Here is a 17,637-nt window from a genome sequence, read left to right on the forward strand (position 1 = left end):
TGCCAGTGCATGACTCAATGTTGACAGTTTACCGCATTGTCGGAGTTCAATATTTGAAATCGGCAAACGGGGTGAAATCATTGAAATCGGCAAACGGGGTTAAATCAATGAAACCGGCAAAACGGAGTTGCCGGTTTCAATACAAAAATCAATAGGTTAAAACTCGATATAGTCAGGTGCGGCAGGCTTTGACAAGTCCGGCTGTTTCGCGAGCAAGCAGCCAGGTATCGGCACCAACTGCAACAAAATCGGCACCTTCTGCAAAAAACTCGTGTGCAAGGGGAGCACCATATCCGAGCACACCGGCACCCTTTCCGTTGCTTTTAATGGTTCCCAATGCCTCTTTGATGACGCGTCTTACTTCAGGTGCATTCGCGTTACCCGTATATCCCATTGATGCTGAAAGATCACCGGGGCCAATGAAAATCGCATCAATGCCTTTAACGGCAGCAATTGCCGGAATATTGGCAATAGCCTGAGGTGTTTCAGCCTGCACAATAACGCAGATTTCTTCTTCGAGACGTTCGCGATATTGGCTATCTCTGCCATAGTCGGAAGCGCGGATAACTCCGGAAATGCCGCGTATACCGTGTGGCGGATACCTTGTCCATGAGACAACCGCCTTAGCCTGTTCGGGTGTATCGATCATGGGAAACATAATGGTTTTAACACCTATATCGAGAAGGCGTTTGGCATATGTCTGTGTGCTTTCGGGCGGGCGGACAATGACTGCGGTTGCATGTTCGGCCGCTCTTAGCTGATCGGCAACGCCGGCCACCTCATTGGGGGCATGTTCCATGTCGACCAGTACCCAATCGGCTCCCGAACGGGCACAAATTTCGGCAGATGCGGGTGAACACAGCGAAACCCATAATCCTATGAGCTTCTTTTTGTGCAAATTTGCTTTAAAACTATTTCCCTGTTGCGTCATCATTATACCCCCTCGCGTTGCATTTTTCTTCCATCAACTTGCTCGGCTCTTGCATCACAAACTTCCTTGCGGTGGCTTATTTCCGGAACCCCGACATCCCAGAACGAGTCGCCGGGCGTCCATTTGTCAGCAGCAACCGGAACATGAATAAGACAACTTTTATCCTGTTTGCGTGCCCAGTCCAAAGCATCTTCGAGCTCGCTATAACTGTCAACCCGTCTTGTAGCAGCTCCCATAGCGGCAGCATGGGCAGCAAAGTCGACGCCAAAGGGTTGCTTTACCTTACTTTCGGCGATCATGTTATTATAAGGAACATTACCTTTTCCCACCTGTAGGCGGCGGATAACTGCAAAACCTTCATTGTCGCAGACGATAACAATAATCTTGTGCCCTGTGAGGACGGAAGAATAGATATCCGAATTGGCCATCAGGTAAGAGCCGTCGCCAAGCATGACATAGACTTCACCTTTATTACGTGCCATCGCTGTTCCCCAACCCGCGCCGATTTCATAGCCCATCGTCGAGGAGCCCATCTCGCTGTCGAAGCCGTAACGTCCCTTGACATGCCAGCCTTTCAGGAGTTCGCCGACAATTCCGCCTGCGGATGAAACGACGGTGTCAAATTCATCCGATTGGGCATTAACGGCACCGACAACTTGTGCGTAAGTGAGGATTTCACCATTGTCAGGTTTTTGAAACTGCTCGACTTTTTCATACCATTTTCGAGTGGCATCCTGTCCTCGTTTCAGCCAGTCTTTATCAGCTTTCCAAGAGCCGAGCTTTTCCGAAATATCGGCTAGTGCTTCTTTAGCATCGCCGACGACGCCTTGTGCCTGATGTTTGACGCTGTCAAAGCGCGTTGTATTGATTGAAACAAATTTCGCGTCGCGTGGAAAACACGTCCACGAGCCGGTGATGTAGTCTTGCAAACGTGTCCCAATGGCAATAATGCAGTCGGCGTTTGCTGCCATCATATTTCCGGCATCGGAACCGGATACGCCGATCATTCCCATCAGATTTTGATGACCATGTATCAATGTTCCTTTACCGGCGATTGTTTCTACAACCGGCAAATTGTATTTTTCGGCGAAGCTTTGCAAGTCCTGTTCGGCTTTTGAATAACGCACACCCCCGCCGGCAATGACAAGCGGACGTTCAGCTTTTTTAAGAGTTTCAACAGCCTGTTCTATGGATTTTTTGTCGGCGCGCGGGCGGTCTATGTGATGTATTTTTTTGGCAAAAAATGCTTCCGGATAGTCATAAGCCATTTCCTGAACATCCTGACATAATCCGATAAATGCCGGTCCCGCAGTGGCCGGATCAAGCATGGTTGATACAGCATGAGGCAGTGAAGAAATAATCTGGGATGGATAGGTTATGCGATCCCAATAACGTGTGAACGGTTTAAAACCGTCACTCACAGTTGCTGTTGCATCCTGAAAATTTTCGGTTTGTTGTAAAACCGGATCGGGTCGACGGGTTGCAAAAACATCGCCCGATAACAAAAGAACCGGCAATCTGTTCGAGTAGGCGGCAGCGGCTGCGGTCATCATATTCGACGAGCCTGGTCCAATCGACGAAAGCGCTATCATAATCTGGCGGCGGCGGTGCTCTTTTGCGTAAGCAATGGCGGCCATCGCCATCGACTGTTCATTCTGTCCACGCCAAACCGGAAGTCTGTCGCGATAGGGTTCCAGGGCCTCGCCAAGGCATGTCACATTGCCATGACCGAATATAGCAAAAATACCGGGAAATAGCGGCTTTTCAACGCCATCGTCGTCAATGAACTGATTGATAAGGTAGCGAACCAATGCTTGCGCCATTGTCAGGCGTATCGTTTTTTGAGTCATGTTTTCCTCCCGGTCATGGGTTGATGTTTATTTTTTGAGTATGAGATTTTGAACTGTTCTTCCGCCGTCTGCGTAAAGTGATTGTCCGGTCACGTAACTTGAAGCATCATCGAGCAGAAAAGCGATGGAGCTTGCAATCTCTTCGGGGTTACCGACACGGCCTAATGGCGTTCGGGAAAGGACTGAATCGAGAGCATCGGGACTTTCTTTAACGAGAGCGTCGAGAAGTGCCGTTCGTATTGTTCCGGGAGCCATCGCGTTCACGCGAATGCCATATGGAGCAAGCTCGACTGACATAACACGGGTCATTTGTGCAACCGCTCCCTTTGATGTCGCATAAGCCGTGTGGGTCGCTGTAGCAATGATCGCATTGACTGACGAAAGCAACACGACAGCATATGTACTATTGTCCTGACGCGGATGCTCTTTCCACAGACGCGCGCAGATCTGGGTAAATCTGAAAGAACCCAATACATTAATATCAAGAATGTTTTTGAATTCGTCGTCACTTAATGAAAAGAAATCATGGTGCCGATCAACACCTGCGCTGGTTACAAGACCGTCCGGCATTCCGAATTTTTCGACGGCTTGCCCGATGATTGTTTCGATTTGTTTCCGGTCGGTTACATCGCAGGTTTCAAACGTTATGCGATCAAACTCCGCTTCCGATTGTGAAAAAGACGCTTTTTGCCGATCAATAGCGAGAATTCTTGCACCACGTTTGGCGAGATATTTCGCGGTCGCTAGTCCAATGCCGCCGGCACCACCTGTAATAATATAGAATTTTCCGTCGAATGACATCATAAAGTCCTTAAGGTTTTGAAAAGCCGTAGAGGCGCATTGCGTTTGAATAAAATAACTTTTCTGCCGCTTCCGGTGTGTCGGTAAGCCTCATTGTCAATTCAATGAGGGCCAAATCGTCGGGGGGCGGCTGTAAATTGGGATGCGGCCAATTGGATGCCCAAACCACCCGATCCGGTATATGGGAAACGAGCGTGCGCGCCAGAACCGTTACATCTTCATAATCGGGAGCGCCGGTTTTCGACGTTTCATAAAAGCCGGAAATCTTGACCCATCTGTTTTCGTTTTCGAGAAGGCGCAGAAGTGTTTGGAATTCATCCGAATGAACTTTAACGGGGGGGATAAATTTGCCTACGTGATCGATGACGAGCGGACAGGCAATTTGTGAAATGATGTCCCGATATTGCGGCAGTTTTCTTCCGTCCATTTGCAAATGAAGCTGCCAGCCTATATCCGCCAGACGTTTTGATAACTCTACCAGTTCACTCCATTGCAATAACGGGTCAAACAGCATAAAGGCTCTTAAACCGCGAACGCCTTTGTTATCGAGATCCTGCCATAATTTTTTAGGCGCATCGGCTTTTGTAACCGCAATAGCGCAAGCGCGCTTCAATCCAAGCGCTTCAACGCCGTGAAGCATCACCGAATTATCGGTGCCATAGAGCATTGATTGCACAACAGCTACTTTTTCAATATTCAGTTCCGCCATTTTTTGTTGATAGGAATTAACGTCGGCGACGGGAACTTTAAATGGCGTTGTCGCCGTGTTAGCGACAGTATTATAAAAGTGCATATGTGCATCAAAAAGACGAGGTGGTAAGAATTTGTTATTATCAAGCATCAAATTTACTGGGAGTTGATGCCATTATCGAACATCTGTATTCCCGCTCCCCATTATGGTTTTACTGAAAGTTTCACCTGAACTATATAAAAGCCTATCTATAGTTTTAGTCAATATTAATTTTAAAAAAGAAAGGGCTGTTTTTTAATATAATGATTTTACTTATTAAAAATAGTTGTAAAAAATTAAAAATTACAAATTATTACTAATTTAGGAGATGGTTTTATGACGACGCCGCTCATTGATGGTGCTCTTGATAAATTAAGAACTTTGTTGCGTGATCCTGCTATCAAGGTTGGTGACAGATTGCCGCCGGAGACATATTTGTCGCGCCAGATACAGGTTTCACGCCCTGTTTTGCGTAAGGCGCTCGATATATTGAAGGCCGAAGGCGTACTTGAATCCCGTCGCGGGTCGGGAACGTATCTGCGTGAAAAAGCAACAGAAGAAACGGCCTTTATCGACCCGCCGACGACGATTGCCGATCTCGTTAAATGTTTACAATTCAGAATGATTATCGAGGGGGGAGCCGCCCGACAAGCAGCACTTGTTCGCAGCGACGAGGATGTCGAAAAAATACACGCGGCCATGGAGCTTTATGCAAAGTCCGGTGTTGACGGTGAAGAACAGATGGATCGCGATATCGAATTTCATCGTCTGATTGTCGCAGCCGCACACAACCATTATCTTGATTTTACATTCAATATGTTGAAGCCGCATATTCTGGTCGCTATGCGTCTGGGACGCCAAATGCGCACCGTTGCTTTCGATTGGAGACATGCTGAAAGAGTGGCAAAAGAACATGCCGGTATATTTACAGCTATCAAAGACAACGCGCCGGATGAGGCGGAAGCGGCTGTATTGAAACATTTGTCGGCAGGCATAGAACGATTGATAGGGAAATAATTAATTAGTAAAAATTAGTAAATAATAATAGTTAAGATATTGAAAAATATAAGAAAATATATTAATATTGTTCAATATTGACATTTATGGAAACTGAACATATCATTCGTCACTGGGTGGAGATCCTTTGACGCAAATAACTTTCAGATGTTTCTGACCGGCCAAATGAAAAGTGCCGTTTTAGAATGGAGCTGCAAAAAGAGGTCTCTGGTGCTTTACAAATCGGGAGGAAAATATGGAAGCACTGCTTATTGGCCTGGTGCCTGCTCTGGGATGGGGGCTGCAAGTCCTCTCTATGCAAAAAGTCGGTGGTATTACCCAAAATAAATTGATGGGTGTTGTCACTGCCACACTTATATTTGCAATTGTCGTCTGGATATTCGGGGAGCCGATCATTTGGTCCCCAACATTGATTGCAGCAGCCCTGATTAATGGTATTTGCTGGACAGTCGCGCAATTTTTACAGGTTCGCGCTTTCGAGCTCATAGGCGTATCGAAAGCTTATCCGATTGTGACAGGACTGACATTGGCCTGTAATACTCTGCTTGGCGTCCTTTTCTTCAAAGATTGGATTGCTTCCTGGCAGTTTATGTGCGGTGTTCCGGCTCTTCTGCTTTTGATTGTCGGCGTTTGGCTTACCACATTCACCGAGAAAAAAGAAGAAGTCCACGGCAATGCCAAGCTTGGCATGATATTTGTCTTGCTATCGTCACTGACATATATCGCCTACGCCTCTATCGGAAAGTTTTTTACTGTCGATGGCTGGCAGATGGTCGTTCCACAATCAATTGTGATGTTTGTCGCTACATTAATCTTATGTGTTTTGACCATGGGGAAATCTGTTGGCGACAAGGATACCGGTGTTTTCGGTAAAAAGACATTTGCCAATTTACTTTCCGGCCTTTTCTTCGCAATAGCCAATTTTACACTTTTGATTTCTATCCAGATGAATGGATTGGCTGTCGGTTGGACGCTGTCTCAAATGGCTGTGGTTGTTGCAACATTGGGTGCACTTCTGTTTTTGAAGGAAAAAAAGACACGTAAAGAGCTGATCTATGTTTTGTCCGGCGTCGGCTGTGTTGTCATTGGCGGTTTGATGGTCGGCGCGACCAAAATGTAAGCGTTAAATTTTCGTCATCATGGTTGAAGGATTAGAAAAATGAAAGCTCGATTGGCAGCATGCCCTATCGCATGGACAAATGACGATCTTCCCGAATTGGGCGGAGATACTCCGGTTGAACAATGTTTGGAAGAAAGCCGCAAAGCTGGCTACAGCGGAACAGAAATGGGCGGCAAATTCCCGCGCGAAACAAATGTTCTTCGGCAATTATTGGCAAACAATGATCTGGCATTGGCCGCAAGCTGGTATTCCGGCACTTTGCTTGATAACAATTTGGAAGCGGAAAAAAAGCAAGCCTTGCCTTTAATGAAGTTGCTACGTGATCTTGATGTAAAGACAATGGTTTATGGTGAAGTTGCCCGCAGCATACAAGGTCAACGTCATGTTCCGTTAAACAAGCGTCCGCAATTGAACGACGATGAAATTCTCGGCTATGCGCAGAAGATGAACGATTTTGCCGATTGGTGTCTCACAGAAGATATTCAACTTGCCTATCACCACCATCTTGGCGCGGTGATTGAAAGGGAACATGATATTGATCGCTTTCTTGCAGCAACCAAAAAGAGCGTTGGCTTGTTGTTTGACACCGGACATCTCGTTATGGCGGGCGTTGATCCGTTATCTATACTGAAAAAATACGGCAAACGTGTCGTCCATGTCCATTGCAAGGATGTTCGTGAAAATATCATGAATGGAATTGATCGGGATCGTTCCTCCTTTCTGGATTGCGTTCTGGAAGGCGTCTTTACCGTGCCCGGTGACGGTATGATCGATTTCCAGAAAATTTGTGACGAACTGGCCGCACAACATTATCAAGGCTGGTTCGTTGTTGAAGCCGAACAGGATCCTGAAAAAGCACCTCCGCTGCAATATGCTACCATGGGTTATAACTATCTGAAAAAATGCTTGAATAATTCGGGCTATATTATAGAGTAGTTTAGAATAGATCTAAATTACGAGACAAGTTCTATTGACTTAAAAATACGGAAATCGAGAAATACATTGATATTGAAAGCCTAGACTGATGAGACGCCGTGAATTTATTACAATGTTAACGGGATTTATGGTGGCGGGAACATTTGTCCAGAAAGGTTGTGCGACAATTATAAACAGCACAATGCCCTGGAAGGCCGATGCAACGCCTATGTCGTTTTATCCTGTTATTGATGAACATAAACTTGTTTTTTTCACACAATCGGAAGCCGATGTGATGGGTGCAATTGCCGATTGTTTTATTCCGTCGGATGAATTGGGTATTGGCGGGAAAGAAGCCGGTTGTGTAACCTTTATCGACAATCAATTGGCCGGTGCATTCGGCAAGGGAACAAAACAATATCTGGTTGGCCCGTTTTTGAAAGGCACGCCTGAACAAGGCCCGCAATATTCATTTTCTCCGGCTGAACGCTATAAAATCGGTTTGGCTGCACTTGATACATATTGCAAAAATACGGATGGCAAGAGCTTTGATAAACTATCGAACGAACGTCAGATAGCCATATTGGAGGCTATGGAAGAAGGAACTTTGCCTTTACCCGACAATGTTCATCCCAAAGCTCTTTTTGAACTCATGCTGCAAAACGTCCGTGAAGGTTATCTTTCGGATCCGATATATGGGGGTAACAAAGGAATGGCAAGCTGGAAGATGCTGGGCTTTCCGGGTGCCCGGTACGATTTCCGTTTTGCAATGGATCGCAAAGGCGAAAATCTCGGCATCGAGCCTATCAGTCTCGTTATGCGTAGCAATCATAAACAAGGAATCTGATTATGACAAATCATCGTCCTAAAGCCGATGTTGTCATCGTCGGTCTTGGTTGGGCAGGGTCTTTGATTGCCGAAGAACTGACCCGCGCTGGTCTTGATGTTGTTGCAATCGAACGGGGGCCATGGTTGGAAACCTCGACCGACCATCCGCCTGCTGTCGATGCTGATGAACTACGTTGGGATACACGTCGTGACCTGATTTTACCGCCGGCCATAGAAACCATCACGGTGCGTAATGATCGCACACAAACAGCCTTGCCTGTGCGTGACTGGAGCACTTTCGACATGGGCTATAATGTCGGTGGTGCAGGCGCCCATTGGGCAGGAATGGCATGGCGTTTTACGGCCTATGATTTCAAGCCGATGACAACGATTGCCGAGCGTTACGGTAAAGATAAACTGGTTGATGGCCTTATCGTACAGGATTGGGGTGTCAGCTACGATGATCTGGAGCCGTTTTACGATCGTTATGAAAAAATTGCCGGTATTTCCGGCAAAGCCGGTAACCTTCAGGGTAAAATTATTGAAGGCGGCAATCCGTTTGAAGAACCGCGTCAAAACGAATATCCGTTGCCACCTTTGAAAACAACACGTTTGACGGATATTTTTACCGAAGCAACGGCAAATATGGGCTATCATCCGTTCATGGTACCGGCAGCCCAGACATCTGCTGCCTATACCAATCCGTTCAACATCCATATGGCACCATGTACCTATTGTGGTTATTGCCTCTATTATGGTTGCGGAAACTGGTCAAAGGGAACGCCGAACAATTGTGTTATTCCGGCCTTGATGCAACGCAAGAATTTTACAGTTATTGCAGATTCAACCGTTCTTAAAGCCAATCTTGCACCCGACGGCAAAACTGCGACCGGTGTGAGCTATATTGATAAACATACCGGTGAAGAATGGGAACAACCTGCCGATATTGTAGTGTTCAGCGCATTCCAGTTGCATAATGTGCGCCTGTTGCTGCTTTCAAAAATTGGCAAGCCTTACGATCCGGTATCCGGAGAAGGTACGGTCGGTCGCGCTTATTGTTTCCAGACAGTTTCCGGCGCAAGCATTTTCTTCAAGAACGAATATCTCAACCAGTTCGCCGGTTCGGGTGCCTTGTCTGCCCAGATTGACGATTTCAATGGCGATTGTTTCGATCATTCAAATCTCGATTTTATTGGTGGCGCGGGCATTCTGGTTGTTACCAGAGGTTCCCGCCCCATCGGAAATACAGACTTTCTCCCGCCCGGTACTCCGCGTTGGGGAAGAGAGTGGAAAAAAGCCTACAAACATGCGTTTCAGAACGCGACTGTCGTTTTCGGGCAGGGTACAAGCTATTCCCACAAGGATTACTACCTTGATCTCGACCCCACTTATAAAGACGGCCATGGACAACCATTGTTGAGAATGACCTTCAATTATAATGAAAATGATCGCCGTTCTGCCCGATTTATTGAGCAAAAAAGTGTCGAAATCGGTTATGCCATGAAAGCCGAACATGTTGTCGGTACAAATTCTGCACGAGCAAATTTCACCGGCTATGACACAGCGAGCGATCACACAATTGGTGGCGCAGTGATGGGTGAAGATCCCAGAACGAGCGTTTTGAACCGCTATCAACAAAGCTGGGATGTGCATAACGTATTCGTATCGGGAGCGTCGTCATTTCCCAATAATGCCGGCTATAATCCTACCGCAACAGTCGGTGCACTGGCACTGTGGACTGCACGCGCAATTATAGAAAAATATATACCGGCTCCCGGTCCGTTGGTACGTGTTTGAGGAGGGGGATGATGAAGAGATTTTTTAAAATTATCCTTGGCCTCGTTGTTCTGGGTGTTATCGTGGCAGTTGGCGGAATTGTAACAATGCCGTCGCGCAATTACGATAGTTCGCAATTTGCTAGTAAAGGCTCTGACCGGAAAGATGATAGCGAGCTGAAGGCAAGTATTTTACGCGGGCAATATGTTGCCTTGACTGCCGATTGTGTTGCCTGTCACCAAACCAAAGATCATAAGGCTGATCTTTCTGGCGGTTTCGGGGTAGAAACGCCCTTCGGTATGCTTTATGCCAGCAATATTACGCCGGATAAAGAAACCGGTATAGGAAATTGGACAGAAGCACAATTTGCCGATGCTGTGCGCAATGGCAAGGGGCCGAATGGCCCGCTTTATCCGGCAATGCCTTATACATCCTATGTCAAGATGAGCGATCAGGATATTCATGATTTGTGGAACTATCTGCAAACTGTAACCCCTGTTCATAATGAGGTTGTCGAAAACCGGTTATCATTTCCCTTCAATATCCGTTTTCTGATGCTTGGTTGGAAACGGCTGTTCTTTGATGCCTCGGATATAAAGGTTGTGAAAGACCAATCACCGGAATGGAACCGCGGTCGTTATCTCGTTCAGGGGGCTGCACATTGTTCCATGTGCCATACGCCACGTAATGCTTTTGGTGCCGAAATCAATTCCCGTCGTTACACCGGAGCGACGTTGCAAAACTGGTATGCACCATCACTAACCGGTTCCAAAGACGAAGGGTTGGGCAATTGGGATGAAGCTTCATTGGTTCAATATTTGAAAACCGGCAGCAACCATGTAACTGTTGCATCCGGCCCGATGGCAGAGGCCGTCAAGGCATCCTTCCAGTATTTCACCGACGACGATTTGAAAGCCATGGCGATTTATATCAAATCATTGCCGGATCACGGTGCAGTGAAACTGCAAGCTTTATCGGCCGATAACCCGCAAATGGTCAATGGCAAACGCATCTTTAACGACAATTGCACTGCCTGTCATGTATCCAATGGAACAGGTGTCGCCGATATGATTCCGGCTTTCAAAGGCAATAACGGGATTAAAGGTGGAAGTAGTGAAAGCTTGACACGTGTTTTGCTGGTCGGTTCTCAAGGAGCGATCACACGGTTTAATCCGACGGGTGCGTCAATGCCGGGTTTTGCATGGAAATTTACAAACCGGCAGGCTGCCGATGTGTTGACCTATATCCGTAATGAGTGGGGCAATGCGGCACCTGCGGTTTCGCCTGACGAAGTTGCCAAAATGCGTGAAACGTTGAAAGCAAGAAAACCGTTAGGGGAATGATACTCGACACGTCGGGCTTTGAGCCAAGGTCGCTCTCGATATTGGTAAAACTTTAAAAAATCCGGGGTATTCTTCATAATACCCCGGATTGTTCAGCTTTATTTCATAGTCGGCATCGAGAATTCGGCGCCGCTGCGAATACCTGAGGGCCAACGCGACGTGACCGTCTTGGTGCGTGTGAAGAAGCGGAACGCATCCGGTCCATGTTGGTTCAAATCACCAAAAATGGAAGCTTTCCAGCCACCGAAAGTATAATAGGCAACCGGTGTCGGTATCGGCACATTGACGCCGACCATGCCAACTTCTACGCGACTGACAAAATCCCGCGCTGCATCACCGTCACGCGTGAAAATAGTCACGCCATTGCCGAATAAATGTGTGGTTGGCAAAGCGAGAGCTTCTTCATAATTCTTGGCACGAATAACGCCAAGAACCGGCCCGAAGATTTCTTCTTTATATATCTGCATTTCATTGGTGACATTATCAAACAGGCAGGGGCCGACATAAAAGCCGTTTTCATAGCCCGGAAGTTTGAAGTTGCGCCCGTCGACGACCAGTTTTGCACCTTCTTTGACACCGATATCGACATAATTGAGGATACGCTGTTGGGCTTCTCTTGTTACAACCGGACCATAATCGGCTGAAGGATCGAGCGAATTGCCAACCTTCAAGGCTTTGACACGGGGAATAAGCTTTTCCATTAACCGGTTGGCTGTATCTTCTCCGATGGGAACTGCGACCGAGATCGCCATGCAACGTTCACCGGCAGAACCATAACCGGCTCCGATCAATGCATCTACAACCTGATCGAGATCGGCATCCGGCATAATCAACATGTGATTTTTGGCGCCGCCCAGAGCTTGTACCCGCTTGCCATTTGCGGCCGCCCGTTCGTAAATATATCGGGCTATAGGCGTCGAGCCTACAAAACTTACAGCTTTAATATCGGGATTATCCAGAATTGCGTTAACTGCGTCTTTGTCGCCGTTAACAACGTTAAATATTCCGGCAGGGCCACCGGCTTCGATAAACAATTCTGCCAATCTGAGCGGCACACCCGGATCGCGTTCGGACGGTTTGAGAATGAAAGCGTTGCCGCAAGCAATTGCAGGTCCGGCCATCCAAAGCGGAATCATAGCCGGAAAATTGAAAGGGGTAATACCGGCGACGACGCCCAAAGGTTGGCGGATCGAATAAGTGTCAATGCCGGGGCCGGCACCTTCAGTAAATTCTCCCTTTGTCAAATGGGGCACACCAAGGCTTAATTCCACAACTTCCAGACCGCGCTGTATATCTCCGGCAGCATCGGAAACTGTTTTGCCATGCTCTTTGGCGAGAAGTTCCGAAAGCGGTTTCATTTCCTCCTCGACAAGTGTTAAAAATTTGCGCAACACACGCGATCGGCGTTGCGGGTTGACAGCCGCCCAGGCAGGTTGTGCCGCTGCTGCAATCTTCACCACTTCGTCGATTTCAGCTTTCGTTGCCAAATCGACTTTGGCTTGAACCGAACCATCCATAGGCAGAAAAACGTCGGACTGGCGCCCGCTTTTACCTTTGACAGATTTACCGTTTATAAAATGACCATATTCTTGCATTACTTCCTCCAATGAAGTTATGACTCCATTGTTACGTGTTATTATACAAAAACAATGGTGGATAATTCTTATCTGTTGTGCAAAATTATGTATTATGAACTGGGATGATCTAAAAATATTTTTGGCGGTCGCACGGAAAGGGCAACTTCTTTCTGCGGCAAAACTTTTGTCTGTTAATCATACAACAGTTGCCCGCAGGCTCACGGCGTTGGAAGATGAACTCAAAACGCAATTGGTAGTAAGACGTACCACCGGTTGTGACCTGACGGCTTCCGGCGAAGAATTGCTGGTGCGTGCCGAAAAGATAGAAGCCGAATTGTTACTTGCGCAAGAACAGCTTGGCGGCAAAAATATCAATCTTGCCGGTCATGTACGTATTGCAGCGCCTGATGGTTTCGGGGTTTCTTTTCTTGCTCCCCGTTTAAATGATATTTTATTGCGTTATCCCGATCTTGTCTTGCAATTGGTGCCTATGCCACGATCCTTTTCTTTATCGCAGCGCGAGGCCGACATCGCCATAACAGTTGAAAGACCAAGACACGGGCGGCTTATTGCCCGCAAACTTGTCGATTATCGGCTGGGTCTCTATGCCCATCGTAATTATATCAAGGAATATGGCCTTCCTGAACGCATTGAAGAACTTAAGGCGCACCATCTCATAAGCTATGTTGAAGATTTGGTGGCTTCCCAGGCACTTGCCTATAATGATGAAATCAGTCGTGATTTTACATCCAATTTCCAGATTTCGAGCACATTGGGGCAATTGGAAGCAGCCAGAAGTGGCGCCGGTATTGCGGTGTTACACTCCTATATAGCGCAAAATTATAATGATTTGATACCCGTATTGCCAGACCACAAGATCGAGCGTGCCTATTGGCTATCCTACCACGAGTCTGCACGCAATATTCGTCGGGTGAGCGAGGTTGCATCAATGATTGCGGTCATTGTGCAAAAAAACCGTTCTCTTTTCGAGTAATAACAATTTCATCTTGGTAGTTTCTTCCACAGTCGATGTGCAAAAAACAATATTGAATGTGATCTATTTACCGGTTCAATATAAAATAATAATAATAAAAGGGAACATATACAGATGGGCATTCGTAAACTTCTGGTTGCCAATCGTTCAGAGATTGCAATTCGCGTTTTTCGCGCAGCCAACGAGCTGAATATCAAGACGGTTGCTGTTTTTGCCGAACAGGACAAGCTTGCACTGCATCGCTTCAAAGCGGATGAAAGTTATCTGATTGGCAGGGGAGCCCATCTCGACCACGAAATGGGACCGATCGAAAGCTATCTATCAATTGACGAAATCATCCGTGTCGCCAAATTGTCGGGAGCCGATGCAATCCATCCGGGTTACGGGCTTTTGTCGGAAAGTCCCGAATTTGCCGATGCATGTGCTGCAAACGGAATTATTTTTATCGGCCCGACGAGTGAAACGATGCGCCGTCTGGGCAACAAGGTTGCGGCACGCAATCTTGCTGTCGAAATCGGAGTTCCGGTTGTTCCTGCTACCGATCCGCTACCGGATGATCTCGACGAGATAAAGAGTCTCGCCGAGAAAATAGGCTATCCGTTAATGCTGAAAGCTTCCTGGGGCGGGGGCGGTCGCGGCATGCGTACCATTCGCAAAGCCGACGATTTGGCGAAAGAAGTGTTGGAAGCAAAACGCGAGGCCAAGGCGGCTTTCGGCAAGGATGAAGTTTACCTTGAAAAATTGGTTGAACATGCCCGTCATGTCGAGGTGCAAATTCTTGGAGATACTCACGGCAATGCAGTGCACTTGTTCGAGCGGGATTGTTCTATCCAACGCCGTAACCAGAAAGTAGTGGAACGCGCGCCCGCGCCCTATTTGAATGACGATGAACGCAGCGAACTTGCTTCCTATGGTTTGAAGATTGCAAACGCGACAAAATATATCGGTGCCGGCACTGTCGAATTCTTGATGGATGTCGATAGCGGCAAATTCTACTTTATCGAAGTTAATCCCCGTATTCAGGTTGAACATACGGTCACGGAAGAAATAACCGGTATTGACGTGGTCAAAGCGCAAATCCGTATTGCGGAAGGCGCTGCTATCGGTACACCACAATCGGGTATTCCGAAGCAGGAAGACATTCGCATACGTGGCCATGCGCTCCAGTGTCGCATTACCACCGAAGATCCGGAACAGAATTTTATTCCCGATTATGGTCGGATTACCGCCTATCGTGGTGCAACAGGTTTCGGAATCCGTCTTGATGGTGGCACTGCCTATTCAGGGGCGGTGATTACCCGCTTTTATGACCCGTTGCTTGAAAAGGTTACAGCATGGGCTCCGACAACGGATGAAGTTATTGCCCGTATGCATAGAGCACTTCGCGAATTCCGGATTCGGGGTGTTGCTACCAATCTGACTTTTTTGGAAGCAATCATCAGCCACCCGAAATTTGCTGCCAACGACTATACTACCCGATTTATTGATACCACGCCGGAATTGTTCAATTTTGTAAAACGTCAGGATAGAGCAACAAAGCTGCTGACCTATATTGCCGATGTCACGGTGAATGGTCATCCTGAAGTAAAAGGGCGTTCAAAGCCGTCCGAACATTTGGCTCGTCCTGTCGTACCCGTCACCGATAACCAGAATATCAGGAGCGGCACCAAGAACCGGCTAGACGAGTTGGGAGCGCAGAAATTTGCCGAATGGATACGCAAACAGGATCGTGTACTTGTTACCGATACAACAATGCGGGACGGGCATCAATCATTACTGGCAACGCGTATGCGTACCCATGATATTGTCACGATTGCCGGAACATATGCAAAAGCTCTGCCCGATCTCTTCTCGGTCGAATGCTGGGGTGGCGCCACTTTCGATGTTGCAATGCGCTTTTTGACCGAAGACCCGTGGGAACGTTTGCAAAAAATACGTGAATCCATTCCCAACATTTTGACACAGATGTTGTTACGGGGTGCCAATGGCGTTGGTTATAAGAGCTATCCTGATAATGTCGTCAAATATTTCATCCGTCAGGCTGCCAAAAACGGCATTGATATTTTTCGCGTTTTTGACAGTCTCAATTGGGTGGAAAACATGCGCGTGTCGATGGACAGCGTGCTTGAGGAAGGAAAACTTTGCGAGGCCGCCATTTGTTATACAGGCGATATTCTGGATAGTGCCCGTCCGAAATATGATTTGAAATATTATTTGAAACTTGCACGTGAAGTGGAAAATGCTGGCGCCCACATCATAGCCATTAAAGATATGGCAGGTTTGATGAAGCCGCGTGCAGCACGTGTTTTGTTTAAAGCATTGCGTGAATCTACCGATCTGCCGATCCACTTTCATACCCATGACACATCCGGCATTGCAGCGGCATCTGTACTGGCTGCTGTGGAAAGCGGTGTCGATATTGTTGATGCTGCGATGGATGCGTTTTCCGGAAATACGTCTCAACCCTGTCTCGGATCAATCGTCGAAGCATTGAAAGGAACCGACCGTGATACCGGATTGGATAGCAAGTGGATACGCCGCATTTCGTTCTATTGGGAAGCGGTACGTCAACAATATGCGGCTTTTGAAAGTGATTTGAAAGGCCCTGCCTCTGAAGTATATTTGCACGAAATGCCGGGCGGGCAATTTACCAATCTCAAAGAGCAGGCACGTTCATTGGGATTGGAAAGCCGTTGGCATGAAGTGGCGCAGGCCTATGCCGATGTTAACCGGATGTTCGGCGATATTGTCAAAGTGACCCCTTCTTCCAAGGTTGTTGGCGATATGGCCTTGATGATGGTGAGCCAAAATCTGTCGGTTGCAGATGTCGAAAATCCGGATAAAGACATCGCGTTTCCGGATTCGGTTGTCTCGATGATGAAAGGTGATCTGGGACAACCGGAAGGCGGGTGGCCGGTTGCTTTACAGAAAAAGATACTCAAAGACATAAAACCTTTTACAGTTCGGCCCGGTTCTTTGCTTAAAGCCGCAAATCTTGAACAAGAAAGAAAGATCGCAACCGAAAAAGCAGGACGTGATATTGACGATGCGGAATTTGCGTCTTTTTTGATGTATCCAAAAGTCTTCACGGATTATGTGGTGGCCAAAAATCTCTATGGTCCGGTAAGCTCGCTTCCGACGCCGGTTTATTTTTATGGCCTGCCTTTGGAAAATGAAATACTGGTCGAAATCGAAAACGGCAAATCGTTAATCATCCATTATCTGGGGCGTAGCGAACCGGATGAAAAAGGTATGGTTACGTTATTCTTCGAGTTGAACGGCCAACCACGCCGCATCCATGTGCATTATCGTGCTCATGGTTCGTCCAACAATATTCGTCTGAAAGCGGAAGCCGGAAACGCTTTCCAGATCGGTTCTCCGATGCCGGGTATGATCTCTTCCGTTGCGGTTCATGTCGGCGATAAAGTAAAGACAGGCGATGTTTTGGTGTCAATCGAGGCCATGAAGATGGAAACAGTCCTTCATGCCGATAAAAATGCTACGGTAAAAGAAGTTCTGGTCAAACAGGGCGACCAGATTGATGCCAAAGATCTGCTTGTCGTTTTGGAATAAATATTAACTGTTATTTTCTTAACAATCCCGTTCCGGCGCGGCAGTATTATTCTCGTTTGCTTGCGCCGGAACCGGTTACAAGTCGGATAAAGTCGTCTCGGCTTTCCGGCTCGGTTCCATTCTTTATCAATGATAAAGACAGTCAAGCGACGAACCGTTTTCCTCGCGATTGAGATTACATT

The 17,637-nt window shown here is 47.2% G+C and carries 13 protein-coding genes; 8 read left to right on the forward strand and 5 right to left on the reverse strand.

The window, feature by feature from the left end:
• Positions 1 to 172: 172 nt before the first annotated feature.
• From BBC0122_RS01960 to BBC0122_RS01975, 4 genes are read right to left on the reverse strand one after another with little or no spacing between them, the layout of a single operon-like run.
• Complete coding sequence (locus tag BBC0122_RS01960) at positions 173 to 934, reverse strand: HpcH/HpaI aldolase family protein (protein ID WP_077990776.1); 762 nt, start codon at positions 932 to 934, stop codon at positions 173 to 175.
• Positions 934 to 2,781: a 3D-(3,5/4)-trihydroxycyclohexane-1,2-dione acylhydrolase (decyclizing) gene (gene iolD, locus BBC0122_RS01965; protein ID WP_077990778.1), complete on the reverse strand. Its 1,848-nt coding sequence runs from the start codon at positions 2,779 to 2,781 to the stop codon at positions 934 to 936. The genes BBC0122_RS01960 and iolD overlap by 1 nt, the downstream gene beginning before the upstream one ends.
• Before the next feature lie 27 nt (positions 2,782 to 2,808).
• Positions 2,809 to 3,585 (reverse strand): SDR family NAD(P)-dependent oxidoreductase, encoded by a 777-nt coding sequence (locus BBC0122_RS01970; protein ID WP_077990779.1) that lies wholly within the window; start codon positions 3,583 to 3,585, stop codon positions 2,809 to 2,811.
• A 7-nt stretch (positions 3,586 to 3,592) separates the two neighbouring features.
• A complete protein-coding gene (locus BBC0122_RS01975; RefSeq protein ID WP_077990782.1) occupies positions 3,593 to 4,423 on the reverse strand; it encodes an amidohydrolase family protein in 831 nt (276 codons plus the stop codon).
• 225 nt (positions 4,424 to 4,648) lie between these two features.
• Between BBC0122_RS01975 and BBC0122_RS01980 the strand changes: the two genes are divergently transcribed.
• The 6 genes from BBC0122_RS01980 (at position 4,649) to BBC0122_RS02005 (ending at position 11,311) form a co-directional block, all read left to right on the forward strand.
• Positions 4,649 to 5,329: a FadR/GntR family transcriptional regulator gene (locus tag BBC0122_RS01980; protein ID WP_077990783.1), complete on the forward strand. Its 681-nt coding sequence runs from the start codon at positions 4,649 to 4,651 to the stop codon at positions 5,327 to 5,329.
• Positions 5,330 to 5,564: 235 nt separating this feature from the next.
• Positions 5,565 to 6,449 carry a GRP family sugar transporter gene (locus BBC0122_RS01985; protein WP_077990785.1) on the forward strand — a complete coding sequence of 295 codons (885 nt, stop codon included), beginning with the start codon at positions 5,565 to 5,567 and terminating at the stop codon, positions 6,447 to 6,449.
• A gap of 39 nt (positions 6,450 to 6,488) precedes the next feature.
• Entirely contained in the window at positions 6,489 to 7,385 is an 897-nt protein-coding gene (iolE, locus tag BBC0122_RS01990; RefSeq protein WP_077990787.1) for a myo-inosose-2 dehydratase, read from the forward strand.
• Between the two features lie 88 nt (positions 7,386 to 7,473).
• Positions 7,474 to 8,211, forward strand: coding sequence for a gluconate 2-dehydrogenase subunit 3 family protein (locus BBC0122_RS01995; RefSeq protein ID WP_077990788.1), 738 nt, complete (start codon positions 7,474 to 7,476; stop codon positions 8,209 to 8,211).
• 2 nt (positions 8,212 to 8,213) lie between these two features.
• Positions 8,214 to 9,989 carry a GMC family oxidoreductase gene (locus BBC0122_RS02000; RefSeq protein ID WP_077990790.1) on the forward strand — a complete coding sequence of 592 codons (1,776 nt, stop codon included), beginning with the start codon at positions 8,214 to 8,216 and terminating at the stop codon, positions 9,987 to 9,989.
• Between the two features lie 8 nt (positions 9,990 to 9,997).
• Positions 9,998 to 11,311 (forward strand): c-type cytochrome, encoded by a 1,314-nt coding sequence (locus tag BBC0122_RS02005; protein ID WP_210188146.1) that lies wholly within the window; start codon positions 9,998 to 10,000, stop codon positions 11,309 to 11,311.
• A gap of 98 nt (positions 11,312 to 11,409) precedes the next feature.
• Here BBC0122_RS02005 and BBC0122_RS02010 read toward each other — a convergent pair whose 3' ends face one another.
• Entirely contained in the window at positions 11,410 to 12,906 is a 1,497-nt protein-coding gene (locus BBC0122_RS02010) for a CoA-acylating methylmalonate-semialdehyde dehydrogenase (protein ID WP_077990794.1), read from the reverse strand.
• Between the two features lie 94 nt (positions 12,907 to 13,000).
• Here BBC0122_RS02010 and BBC0122_RS02015 point away from each other — a divergent pair, with 94 nt between their 5' ends.
• Positions 13,001 to 13,882, forward strand: coding sequence for a LysR family transcriptional regulator (locus BBC0122_RS02015; protein WP_077990795.1), 882 nt, complete (start codon positions 13,001 to 13,003; stop codon positions 13,880 to 13,882).
• A 114-nt stretch (positions 13,883 to 13,996) separates the two neighbouring features.
• Positions 13,997 to 17,455 carry a pyruvate carboxylase gene (gene pyc / locus BBC0122_RS02020; RefSeq protein WP_077990797.1) on the forward strand — a complete coding sequence of 1,153 codons (3,459 nt, stop codon included), beginning with the start codon at positions 13,997 to 13,999 and terminating at the stop codon, positions 17,453 to 17,455.
• Positions 17,456 to 17,637 lie beyond the last annotated feature (182 nt).

This window comes from Ditibartonella choladocola, from assembly GCF_002007565.1.
GTDB classification, from domain to species: Bacteria; Pseudomonadota; Alphaproteobacteria; order Rhizobiales; family Rhizobiaceae; genus Bartonella; species Bartonella choladocola.

Excerpts from the sequence above, each read along its gene's own strand:
- BBC0122_RS01960 (WP_077990776.1), bottom strand. The coding sequence starts at position 934 with ATGATGACGCAACAGGGAAATAGTTTTAAAGCAAATTTGCACAAAAAG.
- BBC0122_RS01970 (WP_077990779.1), bottom strand. The coding sequence starts at position 3,585 with ATGATGTCATTCGACGGAAAATTCTATATTATTACAGGTGGTGCCGGC.
- BBC0122_RS01985 (WP_077990785.1), top strand. The coding sequence starts at position 5,565 with ATGGAAGCACTGCTTATTGGCCTGGTGCCTGCTCTGGGATGGGGGCTG.
- BBC0122_RS01980 (WP_077990783.1), top strand. The coding sequence starts at position 4,649 with ATGACGACGCCGCTCATTGATGGTGCTCTTGATAAATTAAGAACTTTG.
- BBC0122_RS02000 (WP_077990790.1), top strand. The coding sequence starts at position 8,214 with ATGACAAATCATCGTCCTAAAGCCGATGTTGTCATCGTCGGTCTTGGT.
- pyc (WP_077990797.1), top strand. The coding sequence starts at position 13,997 with ATGGGCATTCGTAAACTTCTGGTTGCCAATCGTTCAGAGATTGCAATT.
- BBC0122_RS02015 (WP_077990795.1), top strand. The coding sequence starts at position 13,001 with ATGAACTGGGATGATCTAAAAATATTTTTGGCGGTCGCACGGAAAGGG.
- BBC0122_RS02005 (WP_210188146.1), top strand. The coding sequence starts at position 9,998 with ATGATGAAGAGATTTTTTAAAATTATCCTTGGCCTCGTTGTTCTGGGT.
- iolE (WP_077990787.1), top strand. The coding sequence starts at position 6,489 with ATGAAAGCTCGATTGGCAGCATGCCCTATCGCATGGACAAATGACGAT.
- BBC0122_RS02010 (WP_077990794.1), bottom strand. The coding sequence starts at position 12,906 with ATGCAAGAATATGGTCATTTTATAAACGGTAAATCTGTCAAAGGTAAA.
- iolD (WP_077990778.1), bottom strand. The coding sequence starts at position 2,781 with ATGACTCAAAAAACGATACGCCTGACAATGGCGCAAGCATTGGTTCGC.
- BBC0122_RS01975 (WP_077990782.1), bottom strand. The coding sequence starts at position 4,423 with ATGCTTGATAATAACAAATTCTTACCACCTCGTCTTTTTGATGCACAT.
- BBC0122_RS01995 (WP_077990788.1), top strand. The coding sequence starts at position 7,474 with ATGAGACGCCGTGAATTTATTACAATGTTAACGGGATTTATGGTGGCG.